Below are 16703 nucleotides of genomic sequence, written 5' to 3'. Positions count from 1 at the left end.
CATCACACCTGCGTCCGGTGGAAGTTCATGAAGGAACGCGACGCGGTCGGCCCACGCTGCCCCTGATAGCGCGACCCGTACCGCTCGGAGCCGTACGGGAACTCCGACGGCGAACTCAGCCGGAACATACACAGCTGGCCGATCTTCATCCCCGGCCAGAGCTTGATCGGCAGCGTCGCCAGGTTCGACAGCTCCAGGGTCACGTGCCCGGAGAACCCCGGATCGATGAACCCGGCCGTCGAATGCGTCACCAGCCCGAGCCGGCCGAGGGAACTCTTGCCCTCCAGCCGCGAGGCGAGATCGTCGGGCAGCGAGATGACCTCGTACGTCGAGGCGAGCACGAACTCACCGGGATGCAGGATGAACGCCTCGTCCCCGTCCGGCTCCACGGTCCGGGTCAGATCGGTCTGTTCGACCGCCGGATCGATATGCGGATAGCGGTGATTCTCGAACACCCGGAAATAGCGGTCGAGCCTCACATCGATACTCGACGGCTGCACCATCGACGCATCGAAAGGATCAATACGTACGCGTCCGGCGTCGATCTCGGCCCGGATGTCCTTGTCTGAGAGAAGCACCCACCGAGGATACGCAGAACGCGCGGGCCGGCCCCCATCGGGCCGCCCCGCGCGCCTGTCGCCGCCTTCCCGAAAGCCCTACCGCTCCTCGAACCCCACGGGCACGGCATGCCGCAACCGGGCGCAACGAGGACAGCGGATGAGCCGCCCGGGACCGATCCGCCCGGACCCGAGCTGCTGCATCGGGAACGAGGCGGTAGCGAAAACGTGCCCTTCGGCACAGCGGACGACGGTGCGCTCCATGGACTCCATCAAGTCCCTTCCCCATCAAGCCGTGGACGAGAAAGCCACATTAGGGGATGAACGGGACGCCGCCGCACACGGCACTCCGGCAGCCCACGCTACGCCCCCAACTCCCGCCCGGCACACCCCCGTCCACCACCGCCCCGCCCCACCGGGCCATCACCGGAGCCTCACCGGGCCGCACGCCAGGGCTCACACCTCGGGGGCCTGCGATGGGGTACAGTGTGGGACGATGCGTCGCTGGTCGACCAGTGCGTTACGCGGGTGTAGTTTAATGGTAGAACATGAGCTTCCCAAGCTCAGAGCGCGAGTTCGATTCTCGTCACCCGCTCCATGATGAAGGCCCTGGTCAGAGACCAGGGCCTTGTTTGTTGTCTAGACCACCCAGAGGGCTCCGTGCCCTCCACGTGCCCTAAGTCGCCATGGGGCGCTGTTTCGCGATCCGTTCGCGACCCACTCCAGGGAACACCGGTCCGGGCATCTCGAATAACGAGACGCACCCCTTGTGACCTGGGTCACCGCTCGGGCGGTCAAGTAGGAACTCTCCACTCGACATGGTCAGCAGTTCGCACAGCCGTGTATGAGCATCCAGCGTCAGACCGGAGGTCCAGAGGAGAAGAACGTGCTGATGCTTCGCGTCAGACGTGACGCCTCGTTGAGCCCATGCCGCGCCGCCAAGAGCACGTATACGGCCACAGGGAAGGCCAGTATCGCCAATGGCACCATCAGCTCCGCCGGCACACCTAGCCCCGCGAGGAGCAGCGAGAAGAGCGTTACGCAGAGTACCGACCATGTGCACGCCTTCGCCAAGCGGAGGCCGTCCACCCGGTCAGGTGCCAAAGAGCCCTCTCCAGATTCCTCGCTCGGGAGCAATGCCTCCGGGAGGATTTCCTGAAAGCGATCGACGGCGATGCTGCTCGCGGCAGTCGCGGCAAGCAGACCAAGCTTCCGCGCCGCGCCCTCGCGATCTCGCAGAAGTTCGTCCGCCGCCTGCGTAAACGTCGTCTCCACCAGCCGTACGTGGCTCACGAGTTCCTTTCGGATTGCCCGGCTAACCCCGAACGCAGATGCAGCATCTCCAGCTACCTCCCGCAGAGGGAGACCAACTCTCCAGACCTTCTTACGGAGTCGCCCTGCATCTGTGTAATGGCTTTCCGCCATACCGACCAGATCCCCACTGGCCGAGAGCAAGCTGAGGAGTGGGTAGAGCGGCTCGTAGCACCGCGCGATGTGCTCCGCGCGCCATGTCGACCACAGGAAAACGAGAACCAACGAGGCGCAGACGAAGACCCCAGTCGCCCGCGGGTCGCCCCCAGGTCCGAGAACGTAAGCAGAGTAGGACCCGCAAGACGTGGGACCAACATCGAGGATCCCGCCAGGTCGACAAGCCGGGCGGTAGGTAACAACGGCTGTAACGCCCAGCACCACGAAGAAGATCAGCACTCGCCGCAGTCTCAGCAGATAGGGGGCCCATCGAAATGCAAGTGCCTTACGGACACTGTGCGTATCGAAGGCGACGCCCAGATCAGCGGCAGCCTTTTCCGCCCGCCCCACATGTTTCTCAACCTGCCGATTGTGCACTCTCTGTACTGGATGCCATCGCTGCGGCGATCCTGCACCACTCACCGTTCCCCCTGTGTTCTCGGTGAGAGGCAGCGTAGATGCAACGTCTGACAGCAAGACCGAAGATGGCTATTCCGGAGGCGTATCCACGTCCGCCACTGCGGAAGCACGCGGCACGTCGGCCGAACTCCGATACGCATCGAGCTCGGGGCTGTGTTCGGACAGCCCCGAGCCGGTCTGCTCGTTAGGCTTCGCGAGCGCTCTGCGACCCAACGACTTCCGCTGCCTTGATCCGTTGGGCACGGACCAGGTCATTGATGCCGTCCGCGACCTCCTGCTGCCGCTCTCCGTCGGAGTGCTGGTAGATCAGCGCCGCTTTCTCCGAGGACTGGCCGGCGCGGACCATCGTGTCCTTGAGCGTGGCGCCGGACTGGGTGGACAGGGTGTGGCCGGTGTGGCGGAGGTCGTAGAAGCGGAAGCCCTCCGGCAGGCCGACCTTGGTCCGAGCCCTGCGCCACTTGCGGCCGAAGGTGGACCGGCGGAAGGGGGCTCCCCTCTCCCCGACGAACAGGAGTCCGTCGGGTTCCTTCTCGGCGTACCAATCGAGGTGACGCTTCACCTCGATGTACAGGAAGGCCGGGAGGAAGACGGTTCGCCTTCCCGCGGCCGACTTGGTGTCGCCTTCGACGCGGCGGCCGGTGGTCAGTTCGGGTGCAGCGTCCCGGATCTTGACCGCGAGCGGTTCGAGCCTGACGTCGGGCCGCCGAAGGGCGGCCTGCTCCTCCGGGCGCATGGGCCCGTAGGCACCGAGGTAGACCATCAGCCGCCACCTCGGACCCATGGCGTCGGCGAGCGCGTCGACCTGTTCGACGGTGGCCGTCGGGCGTTCCCTGGCCTTCTCGCTGCCTGCGCCCCTGATCCGGCAGGGGTTGCGGCGGATCAGCTCGTCGTCGGCCGCCGTCTCCATGATGGCCTTGAGTAGGCGGTAGGACTTGGCGACGGTCGTCGCACCGGTAGTCCCCAGCCGCTCGACCCGCCAGGTACGCACCCTCGGCGGCGTGATGTCGTCCAGGTTCACCGAGGCGAATGCGGGCAGCAGGTGCAGGCGCAGGAGCCTGCGGTACAGCTCCTCCGTGGTAGCGGAGAGCCCGCGCTCCTCGACCCATTTCATGGCGTACGTCTCGAAGTTGATCGAGCCGGCGTCGGGATCAACCCAGTGCTTGCGCTCGATGTCGGCCTGGGTGAGCGTGAGCCAGGTCTGGGCCTCGGTACGCGTCTCGAAGGTCTCCGGGGCGGTGCGACGACTGCCGTCCGGAGCCCAGTAGCGCGTCTGCCACCGCCCCGACGGGAGCTGACGAACGGTGCCGAATTCACGCCGCCGCTGCGGCTTGCGGGCGGCCATCAGGCGGCCTTCCCGAAGCGGGAACGCGCGTCGCCGAGAGTCGGAACGGTGCGCTCCTCGATGTACGCGGCGATGGCGCTCTCGGGGATCCGTACGGGCTTGCCGAGCTTGACGTAGCGGATGCGGCGCTCCTGGATGAGTCGCCGGATGAAGCGCACGCCGGTGCCGAGGCGTTCGGCAGCCTGTTCCACGGTGAGGAGGGTGTCGGTAGTGGTCACCTCCCCCTGCGGTCGCGGGTGCTCAACGGGGGTGTGCGGTATCGCCGAAGGGCGCAAGTGAGTGCTCCGGTTCTGGCCGGCGGATGGGGCGGCAACCCCGGGCCTGGCCTCATGTCGTTCAGGGATGGGATGGGCAGGACGGTCACAGCGGGGGTTTGCGTTCCCGCTGCGCCAGGTGGTGTGGGCCGCTATGAGTCCGAGTCGGGCCCGTACTCTTCGTTGCTCTTCATCAGTTCGGTGGCGATGGCGTTGGAGACCATCACGTCAGCCTCTTCGCGGATGTCCGGGTGGTCGGCGAGATAGGCGTCGAGCTGGTCGCGGGCCTTGCGTGCCTCGTGGTTGGCACGGTTGGAGGCTCTGTAGGCGGCGACGACGTTGTCGATCAGCTCCATGGCACGGCCCATGGTCGCCAGGCTGGGCGGCCCGACGAAGTTGCTGAGCGGGATGCCGAAGATCTCGGCGAAGCCGATGGCCTCATCGAGGTTGATCCGGCGCTTGCGGTTCTCGATGCGCCAGACCGCAGACGGGTTCATGTCGAAGCCGACGTCGTTCATGCGGTCGGACAACGTGGTGGTGCTCCAGCCGCGTTTCTCGCGCTCCAGTTTGACCCGCACAGCGGCGTTCTCCTCGCCGCTGAGGAGCACACCCTCAGGGCTTTCCTCGTCATCCGGCATCGCTCCCTCCTCCCGTTCGCTGCGTGTACCGCCGGTTGTGCGGCATGGAACAAGATTAGCATCCGTTCTGCGGATCGCATAGCACTATGCGATCCGCATAGTCCGTGGTACTGTAAAGCACCCCAGCAGACCGCACCGATCCGCTGAGGCATGCCTCCAACCAGCCACGACATACAAAAAGCCCCCCGGTGACCCAACACCGAGGGGCTCAGAGCGCAAACCTCACGCCGCCCATCCCTGAACGACTGAGTGCGAGCCCGGGATTGCCGTCCCATTGGCCCGCAAGCAGAGGAGCTACATGTCCAGTATGGACGATCCCGCCCAGCGCACGCCATCCCTTCCGAACACCGCCGTCCTATGGCCGCCGGTCGCCATACCCGGCCGCCCCGCCGAGCCCGTGCCGCCGCCGACAGAGGAGCCCGAACCTGCTCCACTGTCCGAAGGCGAGGCGGTGCTCGCGGAACTGCGGGAGCAGATTCGCCGCTACGTCGTACTGCCGAGCGGGGAGGCATTCACAGCCGTGACCCTGTGGGTTGCGGCTACTCACTTGCAGACGGCGTGGCAGCACGCTCCGCGACTGGCCGTCGTGGGGCCGGCGAAGCGGTGCGGCAAGTCGCGGCTGCTGGACGTGATCACCGAGAGCGTCCACGATCCGCTGATCACAGTCAACGCGTCGGCCGCCGCGGTGTTCCGGTCGATCACCGCCACACCGCCCACCCTGCTGGTCGACGAGGCCGACACGCTCTTCGGCTCCGCGAAGGTCGCGGAGAAGAACGAGGAGATGCGCGGCCTGCTCAACGCGGGGCACCAGCGCAACCGCCCCACCCTGCGGGTCTCCGGACCCAACCACGAGGTATCGAAGTTCCCCACCTTCGCCATGGCGGCCCTCGCCGGCATCGGCGACCTGCCGGACACGATCATGGACCGGTCGATCGTCATCCGGATGCGGCGCCGCAGGCCGGGCGAGAAGGTAGCGGAGTTCCGCACCTTCCGTGACACCCCGCCCCTCCACGCGCTACGTGACCGGCTCGTCGCCTGGCTGACTCCCCTGCACGCCGAGGCAATGGAACTGACACCGGCCATGCCGGTCGAAGACCGGGCGGCCGACACCTGGCAGCCGCTGGTGAGCGTCGCCGACCTCGCCGGCGGAGCATGGCCGGACCTCGCCCGCACCGCCTGCCAGATCATGGCCAAGCACGAAGCCGAGCACGACCAGGACCGCAGCAGCCTGGGCATCCGCCTCCTGGCCGACATCCGCCGCGCCTTCACCACCGAAGGCAACCCGCCGGCACTTCGCACCAGCCGACTCCTCGACATCCTCAACCAGGACGACGAGATGCCCTGGGCGGAGTACACCGCCCACGGACTGACCCCTCGGGGCCTGCAACTCCTGCTCAAGGAGTACGACATCAGCTCGGTCACCCGCCGCTTCCACGGCAACGTCCAGGCCCGTGGCTTCACCCGCCTGCAGTTCGCCGACTCCTGGGCCCGCTACTGCCCCGAGCCCACCCCCGAAACGGCGACCGGGGCCTGACCCGGCACGACCCGTCACGACCCGTCCCCGCGCAGGTCAGCGCGGTGACGAGTCGCGGTCCGGTGACGAGTCGACTCGTCACTACCGCCGCACCCGTACCGGCCCTGACCAGGCACGCGACGAGTCGTGACGGGTCCCCCGCCCTCAAGGCCACCTCAGCCACACCCGCACTCTGGAGCATTTCCCTTGCCCTCCCCCGCCATCACCACGGCACCGTCTGCCCCGCTGCCACTGGCCACCGCGATCCGCACGGGCGTATCGCTGCTGGCCGTGGCCGCCTTCGCACTGTCCTACGACGCACTGCGTCAGATGGCCGCCGCCAGCCACATCCACCGGGCGCTTACTTATGCCTTCCCACTCGTCATCGACGGGTTCATCGCCATCGGGATCGGCGCCCTGCTCATCCTGCGGACCGCACCCCTGTCCGCCCGCCTCTACGTCTCCGCCCTGGTCGGCGTCGCCACCGCCACAAGCATCTGGGCCAACGTCCTGCACGCCGTCCGCCTCAACCAGCAGGCCCGCCACACCAACCTCGCCCTCGACAACATCACCGTCGGAGTCATCTCCGCCATCGCCCCGCTCGCCCTGGCCGGAGCCGTCCACTTCTACATCCTCGTGGCCCGACGCCCCACAGCCACCGACCGCCACAACAGCGACGACCGCCACGAACCCGGTGCGGAACACACCATCGGTGAGCTCGCGCCGCCACACACCACGGACACGGACACCGATCTGCCGCAGCAGCCCGGTAAGCCGGGAGGCAAGCAGCCGAGCGTTTCCCTGGAGCAGGTCGTGGCCATCGGCCGCACGGCTCCCCTCGGGCGAGCCGGCCGTGCCTCGCGCCGCAACATCGAGAAGGCCGTCAGGGACCAGGGTTTCGGGATTTCCCGGAGCCGTCTGGACGAGGTCAAGGACCTGCTGCAGGCCGAACTCGACGCCGTCACCACAAGCACCGACTGAACCTCGCACCGCACGTCACCCCAGCCCGTTCCTCTCATGAATCAGCACGGGAGGAACAGGCCCTCTCCCTCCACCACCGCTTGCAGGAGCCCCCATGCACGGCCTCGACCACGAACCCTCGTCAGCAAAGCAGCAGATGACCGCCACCCCGGCATCAGGCGGAGCAAGGTATGGCGTTGGACCGTCCAAGGGCCGGTCCAACGCAGTGCCCGCCCCAGGGGTGACGGGGACACCTGGGAGCGAGGGCGCTCCCAGGACGAACGGCGGTGTGGTGCGGGCCGCTGAAGAAGCTGCGCTCCACCGGGTCGCCAGCCGTCGTGCGCGCCAGGACGTCCAGCGCACCGAGCGGGTCGATGTCCGCTACAGCGCGGAGGAGAAGAGCGAGATCAAGGCCGAGGCACATCGGCTCGGGCTGGCCGGCGCTCACTTCGTCGGGGCCCTGGTCATGACCCACCTCCACGGCGACTACGCGTTGCCCGACCGGCGCACTGCGACAGACGACTTGATCGACGAGCTGGCCGCGCTGCGTACGCAGGTCGCTCGGATCGGTACGAACGTCAACCAGATCGCCCACCGCCTCAACGCGGGCGGCGATCCACACCCTGGGGACAAGACAGTACTGACAGAGGCCGCGCGGGTTCTGCTCCTGGCCCGCCAGGCAGCCACAACGATCGACATCGCCGCCGATGTGGCCGCCACACAGCACCGGGCCATCTGATTGATCGCGAACATCGTCAAGCCCGGCCACAAGACCCGCGGCGTCCTGAACTACCTCTACGGACCCGGCCGTGCCAACGAGCACACCGATCCTCACCTCATCGCCTCGTGGGACGGCTTCGCCCCCGACCCCGGCCGTGACTCGGAGGCCACCCTCTCCCAACTCACCACAGCCCTCGACCTTCGCGTGAAGCAGGCCGGTGACAAGGCCCCGAAGGAACATGTGTGGCACTGCTCGGTCCGGGCCGCACCCGAGGACCGGGCCCTGTCGGACGAGGAGTGGGCCACCGTCGCCCGCCGCGTGCTCAACGCCGCCGGCATCGCTCCGGACGGCGACGCCGACGCCTGCCGGTGGGTCGCCGTACGCCACGCCGAAGACCACATCCACATCGTCGCCACCAAGGTCCGAGGCGACCTCCGCCCAGCACGAAACTGGAACGACTTCCTGCGCGCCGACCAGGAACTCGTCGCCGTCGAGAAGGAATACGGGCTCCGCCAGGTTCCGCGCGGAGACCGCACCGCCGCCAAACGCCCCACCCGCGCTGAGCAGGAGAAGGCCCGCCGCACGGGCAATGCCCGCACCTCCCGCGAGCACCTGCGCACCATCGTCCGCACAGCAGTCTCGGCGGCCACGACCGCAGCGGAGCTCTTCCAGATCATCGAGGGGACCGGTGCCCTCATCGACGTTCAGTACTTCCCGTCCGGCGACGTCCGCGGCTACAAGGTCGCCCTCAGCGATGACACCAACGCCCAGGGCGAGCCGGTGTGGTTCTCCGGCTCCACCCTCGCCCCCGACCTCTCCTATCCCAAGATCGCCGAACGCCTGACAGCCACCGAGACAAAACTGACGGAGCAGACTGGCACCACAGCCTGGCGGCGGTTCGCCATCGCCGTCGACCAGACGCCTGACCACCTCGCCCACGACGAGGACGAGGCAGGACAGGCCCACATCACCGTCCTAGCCGAGGCCCTCGACGCACTCCCTCTGGTAGCCCCTGTCGGCCTCCGGCCACAGCTCGTCCAAGCCGCCACCGTCTTCGAGCGCGCCGCCCGATCTCGCATCCCCGCCCAGCACCAGCAGGCTCAGTCCACCCGCTGCGCGGTGAAGGCGGTCCTGCGCGAGCCCGCCCCGCAAGACGGGGCCCTCCTCACGATCGTCCTCGACGCCCTCCTGCTCGCGGTCATCGCCGCCCAGCACTGGCATGGCACCCGGCAACACCACCAGCAGGCTGAAGCCGCCCGCCAGACCATCCCGCACCTCCGCACCGCCTACCGGGCCACCGCCACCGAGCCCCTGACCACGCTTCGGCAGCGCGGGGAACGGCTGGCTGAGACTCTGCGTCGGCGACAGGAAAATACACTTCGCCGGGCTCTTCCCGAGCTGGCCGAACAGATTCTCGCGGAGCCCGGCTGGCCGTCTCTCGCCGCCACCCTCGCACGGGCTGAAACCGTCGGCCACAAGCCCACAGCTCTCCTCACCCAAGCCACCGTCCGACGGGAAACCGACACCGCCACCAGCCTCAGCGAAGTCCTCACCTGGCGCCTCCACCGCCTCGCCGACCTGACCGCCGGCACCACCAGCAGCGCCCCGGCATCCCCGTCGGCCGCCTACCGCCAGACCAATACCCGCCAGCAGCGCCGCACGCGCTGAACCTCACCCCGAGGAGCCCACTCTGGCTCGCCGCCTGTGAGAGGTCTGGGCCCGAGGAACTCAGCCATCAGCCGGCAGAGGCAAGTTCCGCCACGCCTGCGCCGTTCCCTCAGGGAACGGCGCAGGCGTTCCCTCAGGGAACGGCGCAGGCGTTCCCTCAGGGAACGGCGCAGGCGTTCCCTCAGGGAACGGCGCAGGCGTTCCCTCAGGGAACGCCTGCCTTGTTCCTTTAGGGAACAGGCAGCTCCCGGGCAGGGAGCACAGCCTCCAGCACCCATGCTCAATGGCCCAGCATCCCCTCCACGCGCCACGACCTCCTCGGGGCCACACCAGTGACGATTGGGCAACAGAAACGCCGAGCACCAAAGCAGTTGTGCAAAATCTCCGACACCAACTAAAGTCAAAGCCGCACTGCAATGCTTCGATGCGTAGTCCGACCCGAGGAGTCGTCCGCATGAGTATGCCTTCGTCACTGTGGACGACCGACGTGTTCGGCGAGCAAGCAGCAGATACACGCTGCCGTGTCGGGCAGGGCCTTCGCAACATGCAGGCCAACGCACAGGCCGCGCAGGAACAAGCCGCCTCCCGCACCACCCGCGTCTACGGCACCAGCCGGTACGAGAACCAGTACGAGCGGCTTCAGGACGAACTGAAGCAGGTTCCTGGCGCCCGCGCGGTCAAGCCATTTGGCTTCTCCTACGAGCTGATGCTCATCGGCAAGGGGCTGATCTACCCGTTCCGGTACTCCAACACCAAGTCGGACGTACGTAGCGCACGCATCCCCAGCCAGTCCCGGCTGGTGCGGGAACTCTTCACGTTCGCACCGGCGCCGAAGCACACTCAGGTTCCGTTCGACCTCGACTTCGGGCCGACCGTCCCGATCGCCGAGCCGCGCGGCGCTCTGGCGACAGTCCCGGAGGACACCCAGCTGGTTCTGGTTCCCTTCGCCTGCAACGCCTCCGAGCTCCTTGAGGCGTACTGGGGCATCGCGGCGCTCGGGATGAACCGGCAGCTGGAGTGGGCAACCGATCCGGAGCCGCTCCACCTGCCGCAGGAGGTCACCTCGTACACGCTGCGCCCGATCAGCATTCCGGGCCAGGTCACGGCACACACCGGCTTCGCCGAAGGACTCGAACCCACCCTTACGCTGTCCTCTCGTACCGCCTCGGACCAGGCCCTGCACGTACCCGTGCAGACCGAGGCAGAACTCATTGAGGACCAGAGCAGCGAAGACGATGCGACCCACTAAGCAAGACCTCATTCCCGGTACGGAAGAACGAGGCGTCACGCCCCGCGCCGTCTACGACCTCTTCGATCCCACCCGGGTGACGCAAGCTCGCCGTCTGGCGGAGATGACGAAGAAGGACGTGGCGGCCGGGCTCGGGGTGACGCCTGCAGCCGTGGGGCAGTATGAGACAGGGGTGTCGAAGCCACGACCTGACTTGATCCCCCGGCTCGCAGAGGTCCTCGGGGTTCCCGTGACGTTCTTTTTGCTGGGGAGGCCGGCTAATCGGCTTGACGCTTCCATGGCGCATTTCCGAAGCCTGCGCAGCACACCGAAGTCCCAGCGGGAACGTGCGCTCGCGTTCGCCGAGCAGGTCTGGGAGCTCACATACGCGCTGGAACAGCGGGTTCAGTTGCCCCTCGTCGATCTGCCCGGCTTCGCCGGTGGGGAGGTCCATCCCGGCGAAGAGCTGTCCACCGACCCCGCTTCCGCTGCTCGTGAACTCCGCAGGCGTTGGGGCCTCGGCGACGGCCCTGTCACACATCTGGTGAGGCGGATGGAGTCCCACGGGATCGTGGTGGTCATGCCGCCTGCCAGCGATCCCTCCGCCGCGAGCGTGGACGCCTTCTCCACCCGCGCAGCACGGCCACTCGTCGTTCTGACCGCCGCCCGGGCCGACGACATCTACCGGCACCGGTTCACAGCTGCCCATGAGCTCGGCCACCTCGTGCTTCACGCCGATGCCACCGGTGACAGCCGTCAGGAGAAGCAGGCTGATGCCTTCGCCGCCGAGTTCCTGACCCCCCAGGACAGCATCCTGCCGTTCCTGCCGCGGCGAATGGATCTTGCACGCCTGGCCGAGCTCAGGGGGGTCTGGGGAGTCTCCCTCCATTCGCTCGTCTACCGATGCCGCGAGCTGGGGCTGATCTCCGACGCGACTGCCAGCCGGACGTACCAGCGTCTACGCGCTCTCGACGGCCAGCCGGGCTTCACCGCCGAATCCGTCTCGAACTTCCCTGGTGAACGGCCTTCACTGCTTGGCCGGGCCTTCGAGCTGGCTGCCAGCGAAGCTGGCCTATCGATCTCCCGACTGGCTCATGAGCTGGCGTGGACAAGCAAGAGGGTGCAGAACCTGCTGGACGTTCAGGAACAGAAGCCGGTGCTCCGGCTGGTCCAGTAGCAGCGCCGCTCGGCCCGAGGAGACGCGGCCGGGGCTCGCCTCCCGTTACTACGCCCAGGACGTGCGGCATCGAAGCGACGTTAAGCCAGGAGCGCGTACGGACGCCATCAGGGCCGACTCATCTCAGAGTCGGCCCTGATGGCGTGCTGACGTACTCAAAGGTTCAGAGCGATGCCTCGACTCCGAGGCTTCCCTCATTGATGGCTCCCCGTAGGACGTGGGTGATCTCCTCGGGCTTGAGGTCGATACCGTCGAGCCCCTCCGCGGTCAGCGGAATCTCCTCCAGCGCGTATTCACCGCGGCCTTCGGCGCTGAACTCGGGGCCGGTGCGGTCGTCGAAGGACCAGGTCGCGATGCGGGCGAGGTAGAAGAGCTGCCGCTCGTCGTCGGACTCCATCGTGTGGAGGAGGCGGATGATGTCGGCCTTCCCCGCGATCTCCTCGTGGATCTCCCGGTGGAGGGCCGCCTCCCGGGACTCGTCGCTGGGTTCGACGCCGCCGCCGGGCAGGACCCAGTATTCGGGGATGCCGGGCCTGGTGCGGCGGATGACCAGCATCGTGTCGTCGGCGGTGATCAGGACAGCGCGGACTCGTTCGATCATTTCGGTTTGTCTCCTTGCTTGTTGGTGGTCTCAGTGCAGCAGCCAGCCGCCGTCGACGTGGACGGACTGCCCCGTGATGAACGAGGCGGAGGGGCCCACGAGAAACGCCACCAAGGCCGCGACATCCTCAGGCCGGCCACGGCGCGGGACACACTGGCGCTTGATCTGGTCCTCCGGCCGCGCACGGTGCTGGGCGGGGAGGGTGTTCTCGGCCTCGACCTGGATGGCACCGGGCATGACGGTGTTCACGCAGATTCCGTGCGGGCCCAGTTCGCGGGCGAGAGAGCGGGTCAGTCCCAGCAGCCCTGCCTTCGCAGTGCTGTACGCGACGAGGTTCGTCCGGCCGGCGCGGGCGTTGACACTGCCGATGTTCACGATCCGGCCCCAGCGGCGTTCGATCATGCCGGGGGTGAACACGTGACAAGTGCGGTAGTGAGCGGTGAGGTTCACGTCGAGGGAGTAGTTCCAGGCGCTCTCGTCGGTGTCCTGCCAGGCAACGCGGGGGTAGGAGCCCGCGTTGTTCACCAGGATGTCGACGGGTCCGATCTCGGCGCGGACGAGGTCGGTCATGGTCTGGACGCTGCCTGGATCGGTCAGGTCGGCGTTCACCGCGATCCCGGGGCTGCCCGCGCGCTCGAAGGCGGCGAGGAGGGCGTGGGCGTCGGGGTCCTGGCCGAGGTGGTTGACCGCGACGGTTGCTCCGGCGGTGGCGAGCGCTCGTCCGATCTCGGCGCCGATGCCGGAGGCCCCGCCGGTGACGAGGGCGGTGCGGCCCTGGAGCGGCCGGGTCTGGAGAGGAGTCTCAAGCAGGGGCAGGGACATTGCTGCTCCGTTCGCCGGGGTGGAGGTGAGGGGCCGGTGCGGTGGTGAAGAAGGTGTCGAGCGTCGTGTGCGGGTCCTGGCTCTCGGCTAGTTTGATCAGGACGAGCAGGAGGTCGTGCCCGGTCAGCCGGGAGGGCGGGATGACGCCGAGGACGCGCAGGGCGAGAAAGGCGCGGATCTCCTCCAGGCCACTGTCGTTCTCCCTGCGGAGGCCGTCCAAGGCGCGGGTGATGGCCGCAGCACGGCCGGGGCTGGTGTTCCAGGAGTACCGGACATCTATGTGCCGACTGGTCCGGTGCAGTTCCAGGTGCTCGATGCGCGGGCGGGAAAGGGGCAGCAGGGCGAGGCGGAGCGTGCGGGCGTACACGTCGGGCTGGTAGCGGGGAACGAGCCAGCCGCCCAGGGCCATCAGGTACCAGAGAAGGTTGGCGGCCTCGCCCGCGACGGTGTTGCGCCCGGCGAACTCGAAGTCGAGCCAGCACAGTGGGTCGGCGATGTTGGGCTCCGTGGGATCGCCCTGCGTGAGGACGGCGAGCCTGCGGCGATCGGGAGCCAGGGCAAGGCGGACATTGTCGATGGTGTCGGCGACGTTCAACGTCAGCGGTCTGCCGTTGGCAGTAAGGGTGAAGCCAGCCAGTTCCCGGAGGCTGAGGGTCGTATCGGTGTGGGGCAGGGCAAGTGACAGGTCGCGGCGCAGATACCAGCGGTCCAGTCGGCTACCGGGGCGAATGCGTTCGAGGTAGAGGTCCGGGACGCACTCGGCCAGCGGCACGCTCCTCCCGGTTTCCTCAGCCGCTGCTCGCAGGTCGGCACAGACCCCGTCCACGAGGCGGGCCAGACGGGGCTGGACGGCCGGATCGCGGTCGGCAAGGGCGATCACATCACCCATCAACAGCTCGCACCGGCCGTTGGCGAAAACGTCCTCGTAGGCGAGGAGTTGTCTGTCCGGTAGCGCGATCTGCCCGTGAAGGGCCGGAACCGCGATGCGGGAGGAGAGCTGTGCCCACCCCTTCGCCTCGACTTCGGCCCGCTCCCGGGTCGCCACTGGCTTATGGAAGACGCCCGTTGCTGCCATGGGCCGTCGGACGTTCGCGCTCACCGCGTCTCCCCAGGGAGGGTGTCCAGCCATGCCTGGAGAACGAGGAGTGCGAGCGCTTCGGCAGCGAGCGGCTCGGTGCGGGCGGTGGTGACCAGGCTCGTGTCCTGCTGCGTGGCGTCGAGGAGGACGGTGAGGGCGTCGCTGTCGGAGGGGCACTCGATCCCACTGAAGCGGAGCTGAATCTTCGCGAGCAGTGCGGTCACCTTGTAGAGGGCACGGAGGTCGGGGCTTCCCTTGAGGAACTGGCGGCGAATCTCGATGGCGGCCTGGATGCCGTCGCGCAGGCTTACAGCCACGTCGGTGGCCGCGTCCGGAGCGGGCAGAGCCAGGCCAGGGGTGGACCACAAGGGGACCAGCGACCCACTGCCGATAAGAGCGAGGACGTGAAGCAGTCGAGAGGTGATGGCGCCGGCCTGGCACTCGGCACGGGTCAATACGGTCATGCCCAGCTTGACCCCACCGAGCTCGTTCGCCAGATCCGCGAGGATCTGGCGCATCTCGTCGAGGGAGGAGGCGTCGGCCACGACCAGGACGTCGAGGTCGCTCCAGCCGTGCTGATACTTGCCCCGGGCACCGCTTCCGGTGACGGCCAGCAGATCGATCAACGGGCGCAGGCCGGTGGTCCGGTCAAGGAATTCCGCCAGATAGGACTCCAGGTGCACGGGGAGTCCGAGTGCGTTGACCGGCATTGTGGAGGGCTGGTGCTCCGGCCAGCGGCGGTTGAGCGCGATGCGGTCCAGCCGCCGCTCCAGCTCCAGGCGTGGCCCGTCGTTGCCGATGACCTCGTGCGCGATGGAGACGATCTTGTCCGCGCCTCGTGCGCATTTGACGAGGTCACGGTCGGCGACGTCCTGGGCCCCGGCGGTACCCCGCCGGGAGCGTGTGGCCTCGGAGGCGTCCAGGTAAGCGATGGTGAGGTGAGGTCCGAGCATCCGGGCGAGTTCGGAGGTCGAGTCGAAGTCGTGCAGCGACTCGATGCTCACGGAGTCGAGGAAATGGTGGGCCTGGCAGAAGCGGTCCAACGAGTCCACGATCAACTCGGCCTGCACGACCGATCCCAGCCGGTACGGGTCGTGAATCCCCGCCCGCCCGGCCGCGTCCTCAATGAGGTACCCGATCTTGAGGCGGGCGTGGCCGTGCTGGGTGCGCAGGTACTCGCCGGCCGTGCTCTTGCCGCTCTCCGACATCCCGCCCAGCGCGGTGACGTGCACTCCTGCCAGAGCCCTGCCGGGCACGTCCGGGTGCAGGGGCGCCAGGAGCCGGCGCACCTCGTCCTGGATGGCGACGGTCGGCCGATTGCTGATGCGGATCGCCATCGGGAAGCGTCCCTCGCCGACGAGGCGGTTGATCTGCTCATGGAGGTGACGTTGGTACGCCGCGTAGATGTCGGTGACGGTCACCTCGTGAGCCAGGCTCCGGCGGGTACCTTCCTCCGGGTCGTCGCAGTGCAGGAGGACGAGGGCGTGCTCGCCCTCCTCGGCGGCCCGCAGGTCGGTCTCGTACGGCGCAAGCAGGAGTCGGGCTCGGTCTGCGGCCTGCGCGGCGTCCAGGTCGTCTCGTACAGCGACCGTCGCGGCGACGGACGCCTCCAGCATCGGGATGCCCCGGTCCAACAGGCGCACCGGCGCGGAGAAGGGGTGCCGGGAGCGTTCCAGGTAGGAGGTGGCGAGGACGTCGGCGACCTCCTCGACCGGGCCGGTCTCGAACCACCAGCGGGCCATGCCGTCGGCCTTGATGGCGGTCCAGCGGGGGTCGTAGTGGTCGAGCGGGCCTGCTGAGGTCGCGGCCGGGCCCATGCGCCGGGCAAGGATTCCGATCTGTTTGGTCTTCCCGGTGTTGTCGGGGCCGCTGAACGCGACCGACACGGGGAGGGGATACGTGTCGCTGTTGTACGGACTGGACATCGGCTTCCCTTCACTGATGATGCGGAGCGGGTACGCCTGCGAGGGCGCCGTGAGCGCCCTGCGGCAAGGACTCGATGGGGCCCCGAGCCTCGAACCGAGGCGAGAGGCAAGGACGGGCCAGGGTGTCTATACGGGGCCGTCGGACAACGGAACGTCCTCGGAGCTGAGCATCAGCTGCGCCAACGGCACCTGAGCGGAGGAGTGCTCGGTGTGGGCCAGAAGTGCGACCATCGCGAGCCCGGCAGCTGTGCCGAGGGCCCACGCCCAGCTCAGGGCGGTCTCCAGCGGATCGGGTACATAGGAACGGCTCATCGGACCGCCTCTCGGACCGC

At 67.8% G+C, this 16703-nt stretch carries 16 protein-coding genes and 1 tRNA gene; 7 read left to right on the top strand and 10 right to left on the bottom strand.

The window, feature by feature from the left end:
* Positions 1 to 2: 2 nt before the first annotated feature.
* Positions 3 to 578 carry a dCTP deaminase gene (dcd, locus tag ACZ4LX_RS22050; RefSeq protein WP_467637925.1) on the bottom strand — a complete coding sequence of 192 codons (576 nt, stop codon included), beginning with the start codon at positions 576 to 578 and terminating at the stop codon, positions 3 to 5.
* A 503-nt stretch (positions 579 to 1081) separates the two neighbouring features.
* Here dcd and ACZ4LX_RS22045 point away from each other — a divergent pair.
* Positions 1082 to 1155 (top strand) — tRNA-Gly (locus ACZ4LX_RS22045).
* 260 nt (positions 1156 to 1415) lie between these two features.
* Here ACZ4LX_RS22045 and ACZ4LX_RS22040 read toward each other — a convergent pair.
* The 4 genes from ACZ4LX_RS22040 to ACZ4LX_RS22025 all read right to left on the bottom strand — a co-directional run bounded on the left by ACZ4LX_RS22040 (position 1416) and on the right by ACZ4LX_RS22025 (position 4678).
* A complete protein-coding gene (locus tag ACZ4LX_RS22040) occupies positions 1416 to 2264 on the bottom strand; it encodes a hypothetical protein (protein ID WP_467637922.1) in 849 nt (282 codons plus the stop codon).
* Positions 2265 to 2628: 364 nt separating this feature from the next.
* Entirely contained in the window at positions 2629 to 3786 is a 1158-nt protein-coding gene (locus tag ACZ4LX_RS22035; protein WP_467637919.1) for a tyrosine-type recombinase/integrase, read from the bottom strand.
* Positions 3786 to 4004 carry a helix-turn-helix domain-containing protein gene (locus ACZ4LX_RS22030; protein ID WP_014046958.1) on the bottom strand — a complete coding sequence of 73 codons (219 nt, stop codon included), beginning with the start codon at positions 4002 to 4004 and terminating at the stop codon, positions 3786 to 3788. Before ACZ4LX_RS22030 ends, ACZ4LX_RS22035 begins: the two co-directional genes overlap by 1 nt.
* Before the next feature lie 188 nt (positions 4005 to 4192).
* Positions 4193 to 4678: a helix-turn-helix domain-containing protein gene (locus tag ACZ4LX_RS22025; RefSeq protein WP_399829927.1), complete on the bottom strand. Its 486-nt coding sequence runs from the start codon at positions 4676 to 4678 to the stop codon at positions 4193 to 4195.
* Positions 4679 to 4985: 307 nt separating this feature from the next.
* Between ACZ4LX_RS22025 and ACZ4LX_RS22020 the strand changes: the two genes are divergently transcribed.
* The 6 genes from ACZ4LX_RS22020 to ACZ4LX_RS21995 all read left to right on the top strand — a co-directional run bounded on the left by ACZ4LX_RS22020 (position 4986) and on the right by ACZ4LX_RS21995 (position 11945).
* On the top strand, positions 4986 to 6212 hold the full coding sequence (locus ACZ4LX_RS22020) for a DUF3631 domain-containing protein (RefSeq protein WP_467638631.1): 1227 nt from the start codon (positions 4986 to 4988) through the stop codon (positions 6210 to 6212).
* Between the two features lie 186 nt (positions 6213 to 6398).
* Positions 6399 to 7172 carry a DUF2637 domain-containing protein gene (locus ACZ4LX_RS22015; protein ID WP_467637916.1) on the top strand — a complete coding sequence of 258 codons (774 nt, stop codon included), beginning with the start codon at positions 6399 to 6401 and terminating at the stop codon, positions 7170 to 7172.
* Positions 7173 to 7440: 268 nt separating this feature from the next.
* Positions 7441 to 7890, top strand: coding sequence for a plasmid mobilization relaxosome protein MobC (gene mobC, locus ACZ4LX_RS22010; protein ID WP_467637913.1), 450 nt, complete (start codon positions 7441 to 7443; stop codon positions 7888 to 7890).
* Entirely contained in the window at positions 7891 to 9540 is a 1650-nt protein-coding gene (locus tag ACZ4LX_RS22005) for a relaxase/mobilization nuclease domain-containing protein (RefSeq protein ID WP_467637910.1), read from the top strand.
* 454 nt (positions 9541 to 9994) lie between these two features.
* A complete protein-coding gene (locus ACZ4LX_RS22000) occupies positions 9995 to 10789 on the top strand; it encodes a hypothetical protein (protein ID WP_467637907.1) in 795 nt (264 codons plus the stop codon).
* Positions 10776 to 11945 (top strand): helix-turn-helix domain-containing protein, encoded by a 1170-nt coding sequence (locus ACZ4LX_RS21995; protein ID WP_467637904.1) that lies wholly within the window; start codon positions 10776 to 10778, stop codon positions 11943 to 11945. Before ACZ4LX_RS22000 ends, ACZ4LX_RS21995 begins: the two co-directional genes overlap by 14 nt.
* Positions 11946 to 12108: 163 nt before the next feature.
* Here the strand turns inward: ACZ4LX_RS21995 and ACZ4LX_RS21990 are convergent, their stop codons facing one another.
* The 5 genes from ACZ4LX_RS21990 to ACZ4LX_RS21970 form a co-directional block, all read right to left on the bottom strand.
* A complete protein-coding gene (locus tag ACZ4LX_RS21990) occupies positions 12109 to 12546 on the bottom strand; it encodes an NUDIX hydrolase (RefSeq protein WP_467637901.1) in 438 nt (145 codons plus the stop codon).
* A 30-nt stretch (positions 12547 to 12576) separates the two neighbouring features.
* Positions 12577 to 13368, bottom strand: coding sequence for an SDR family NAD(P)-dependent oxidoreductase (locus ACZ4LX_RS21985; protein WP_467637898.1), 792 nt, complete (start codon positions 13366 to 13368; stop codon positions 12577 to 12579).
* A complete protein-coding gene (locus ACZ4LX_RS21980; protein ID WP_467637895.1) occupies positions 13349 to 14467 on the bottom strand; it encodes a hypothetical protein in 1119 nt (372 codons plus the stop codon). The genes ACZ4LX_RS21985 and ACZ4LX_RS21980 overlap by 20 nt, the downstream gene beginning before the upstream one ends.
* Positions 14464 to 16371, bottom strand: a complete 1908-nt coding sequence (locus tag ACZ4LX_RS21975) for a nucleotidyltransferase domain-containing protein (RefSeq protein WP_467637892.1) — start codon at positions 16369 to 16371, stop codon at positions 14464 to 14466. Before ACZ4LX_RS21975 ends, ACZ4LX_RS21980 begins: the two co-directional genes overlap by 4 nt.
* A gap of 126 nt (positions 16372 to 16497) precedes the next feature.
* The gene (locus tag ACZ4LX_RS21970; RefSeq protein WP_467637890.1) at positions 16498 to 16683 is read right to left on the bottom strand and encodes a hypothetical protein; all 186 of its coding nucleotides are present in this window, start codon (positions 16681 to 16683) and stop codon (positions 16498 to 16500) included.
* Positions 16684 to 16703: the final 20 nt, after the last annotated feature.

The sequence above is a fragment of the Streptomyces sp. NPDC026062 genome (assembly GCF_055568375.1).
Note: the sequence above shows the minus strand (reverse complement) of the source record. Positions and strands in the feature narration are given on the sequence as shown.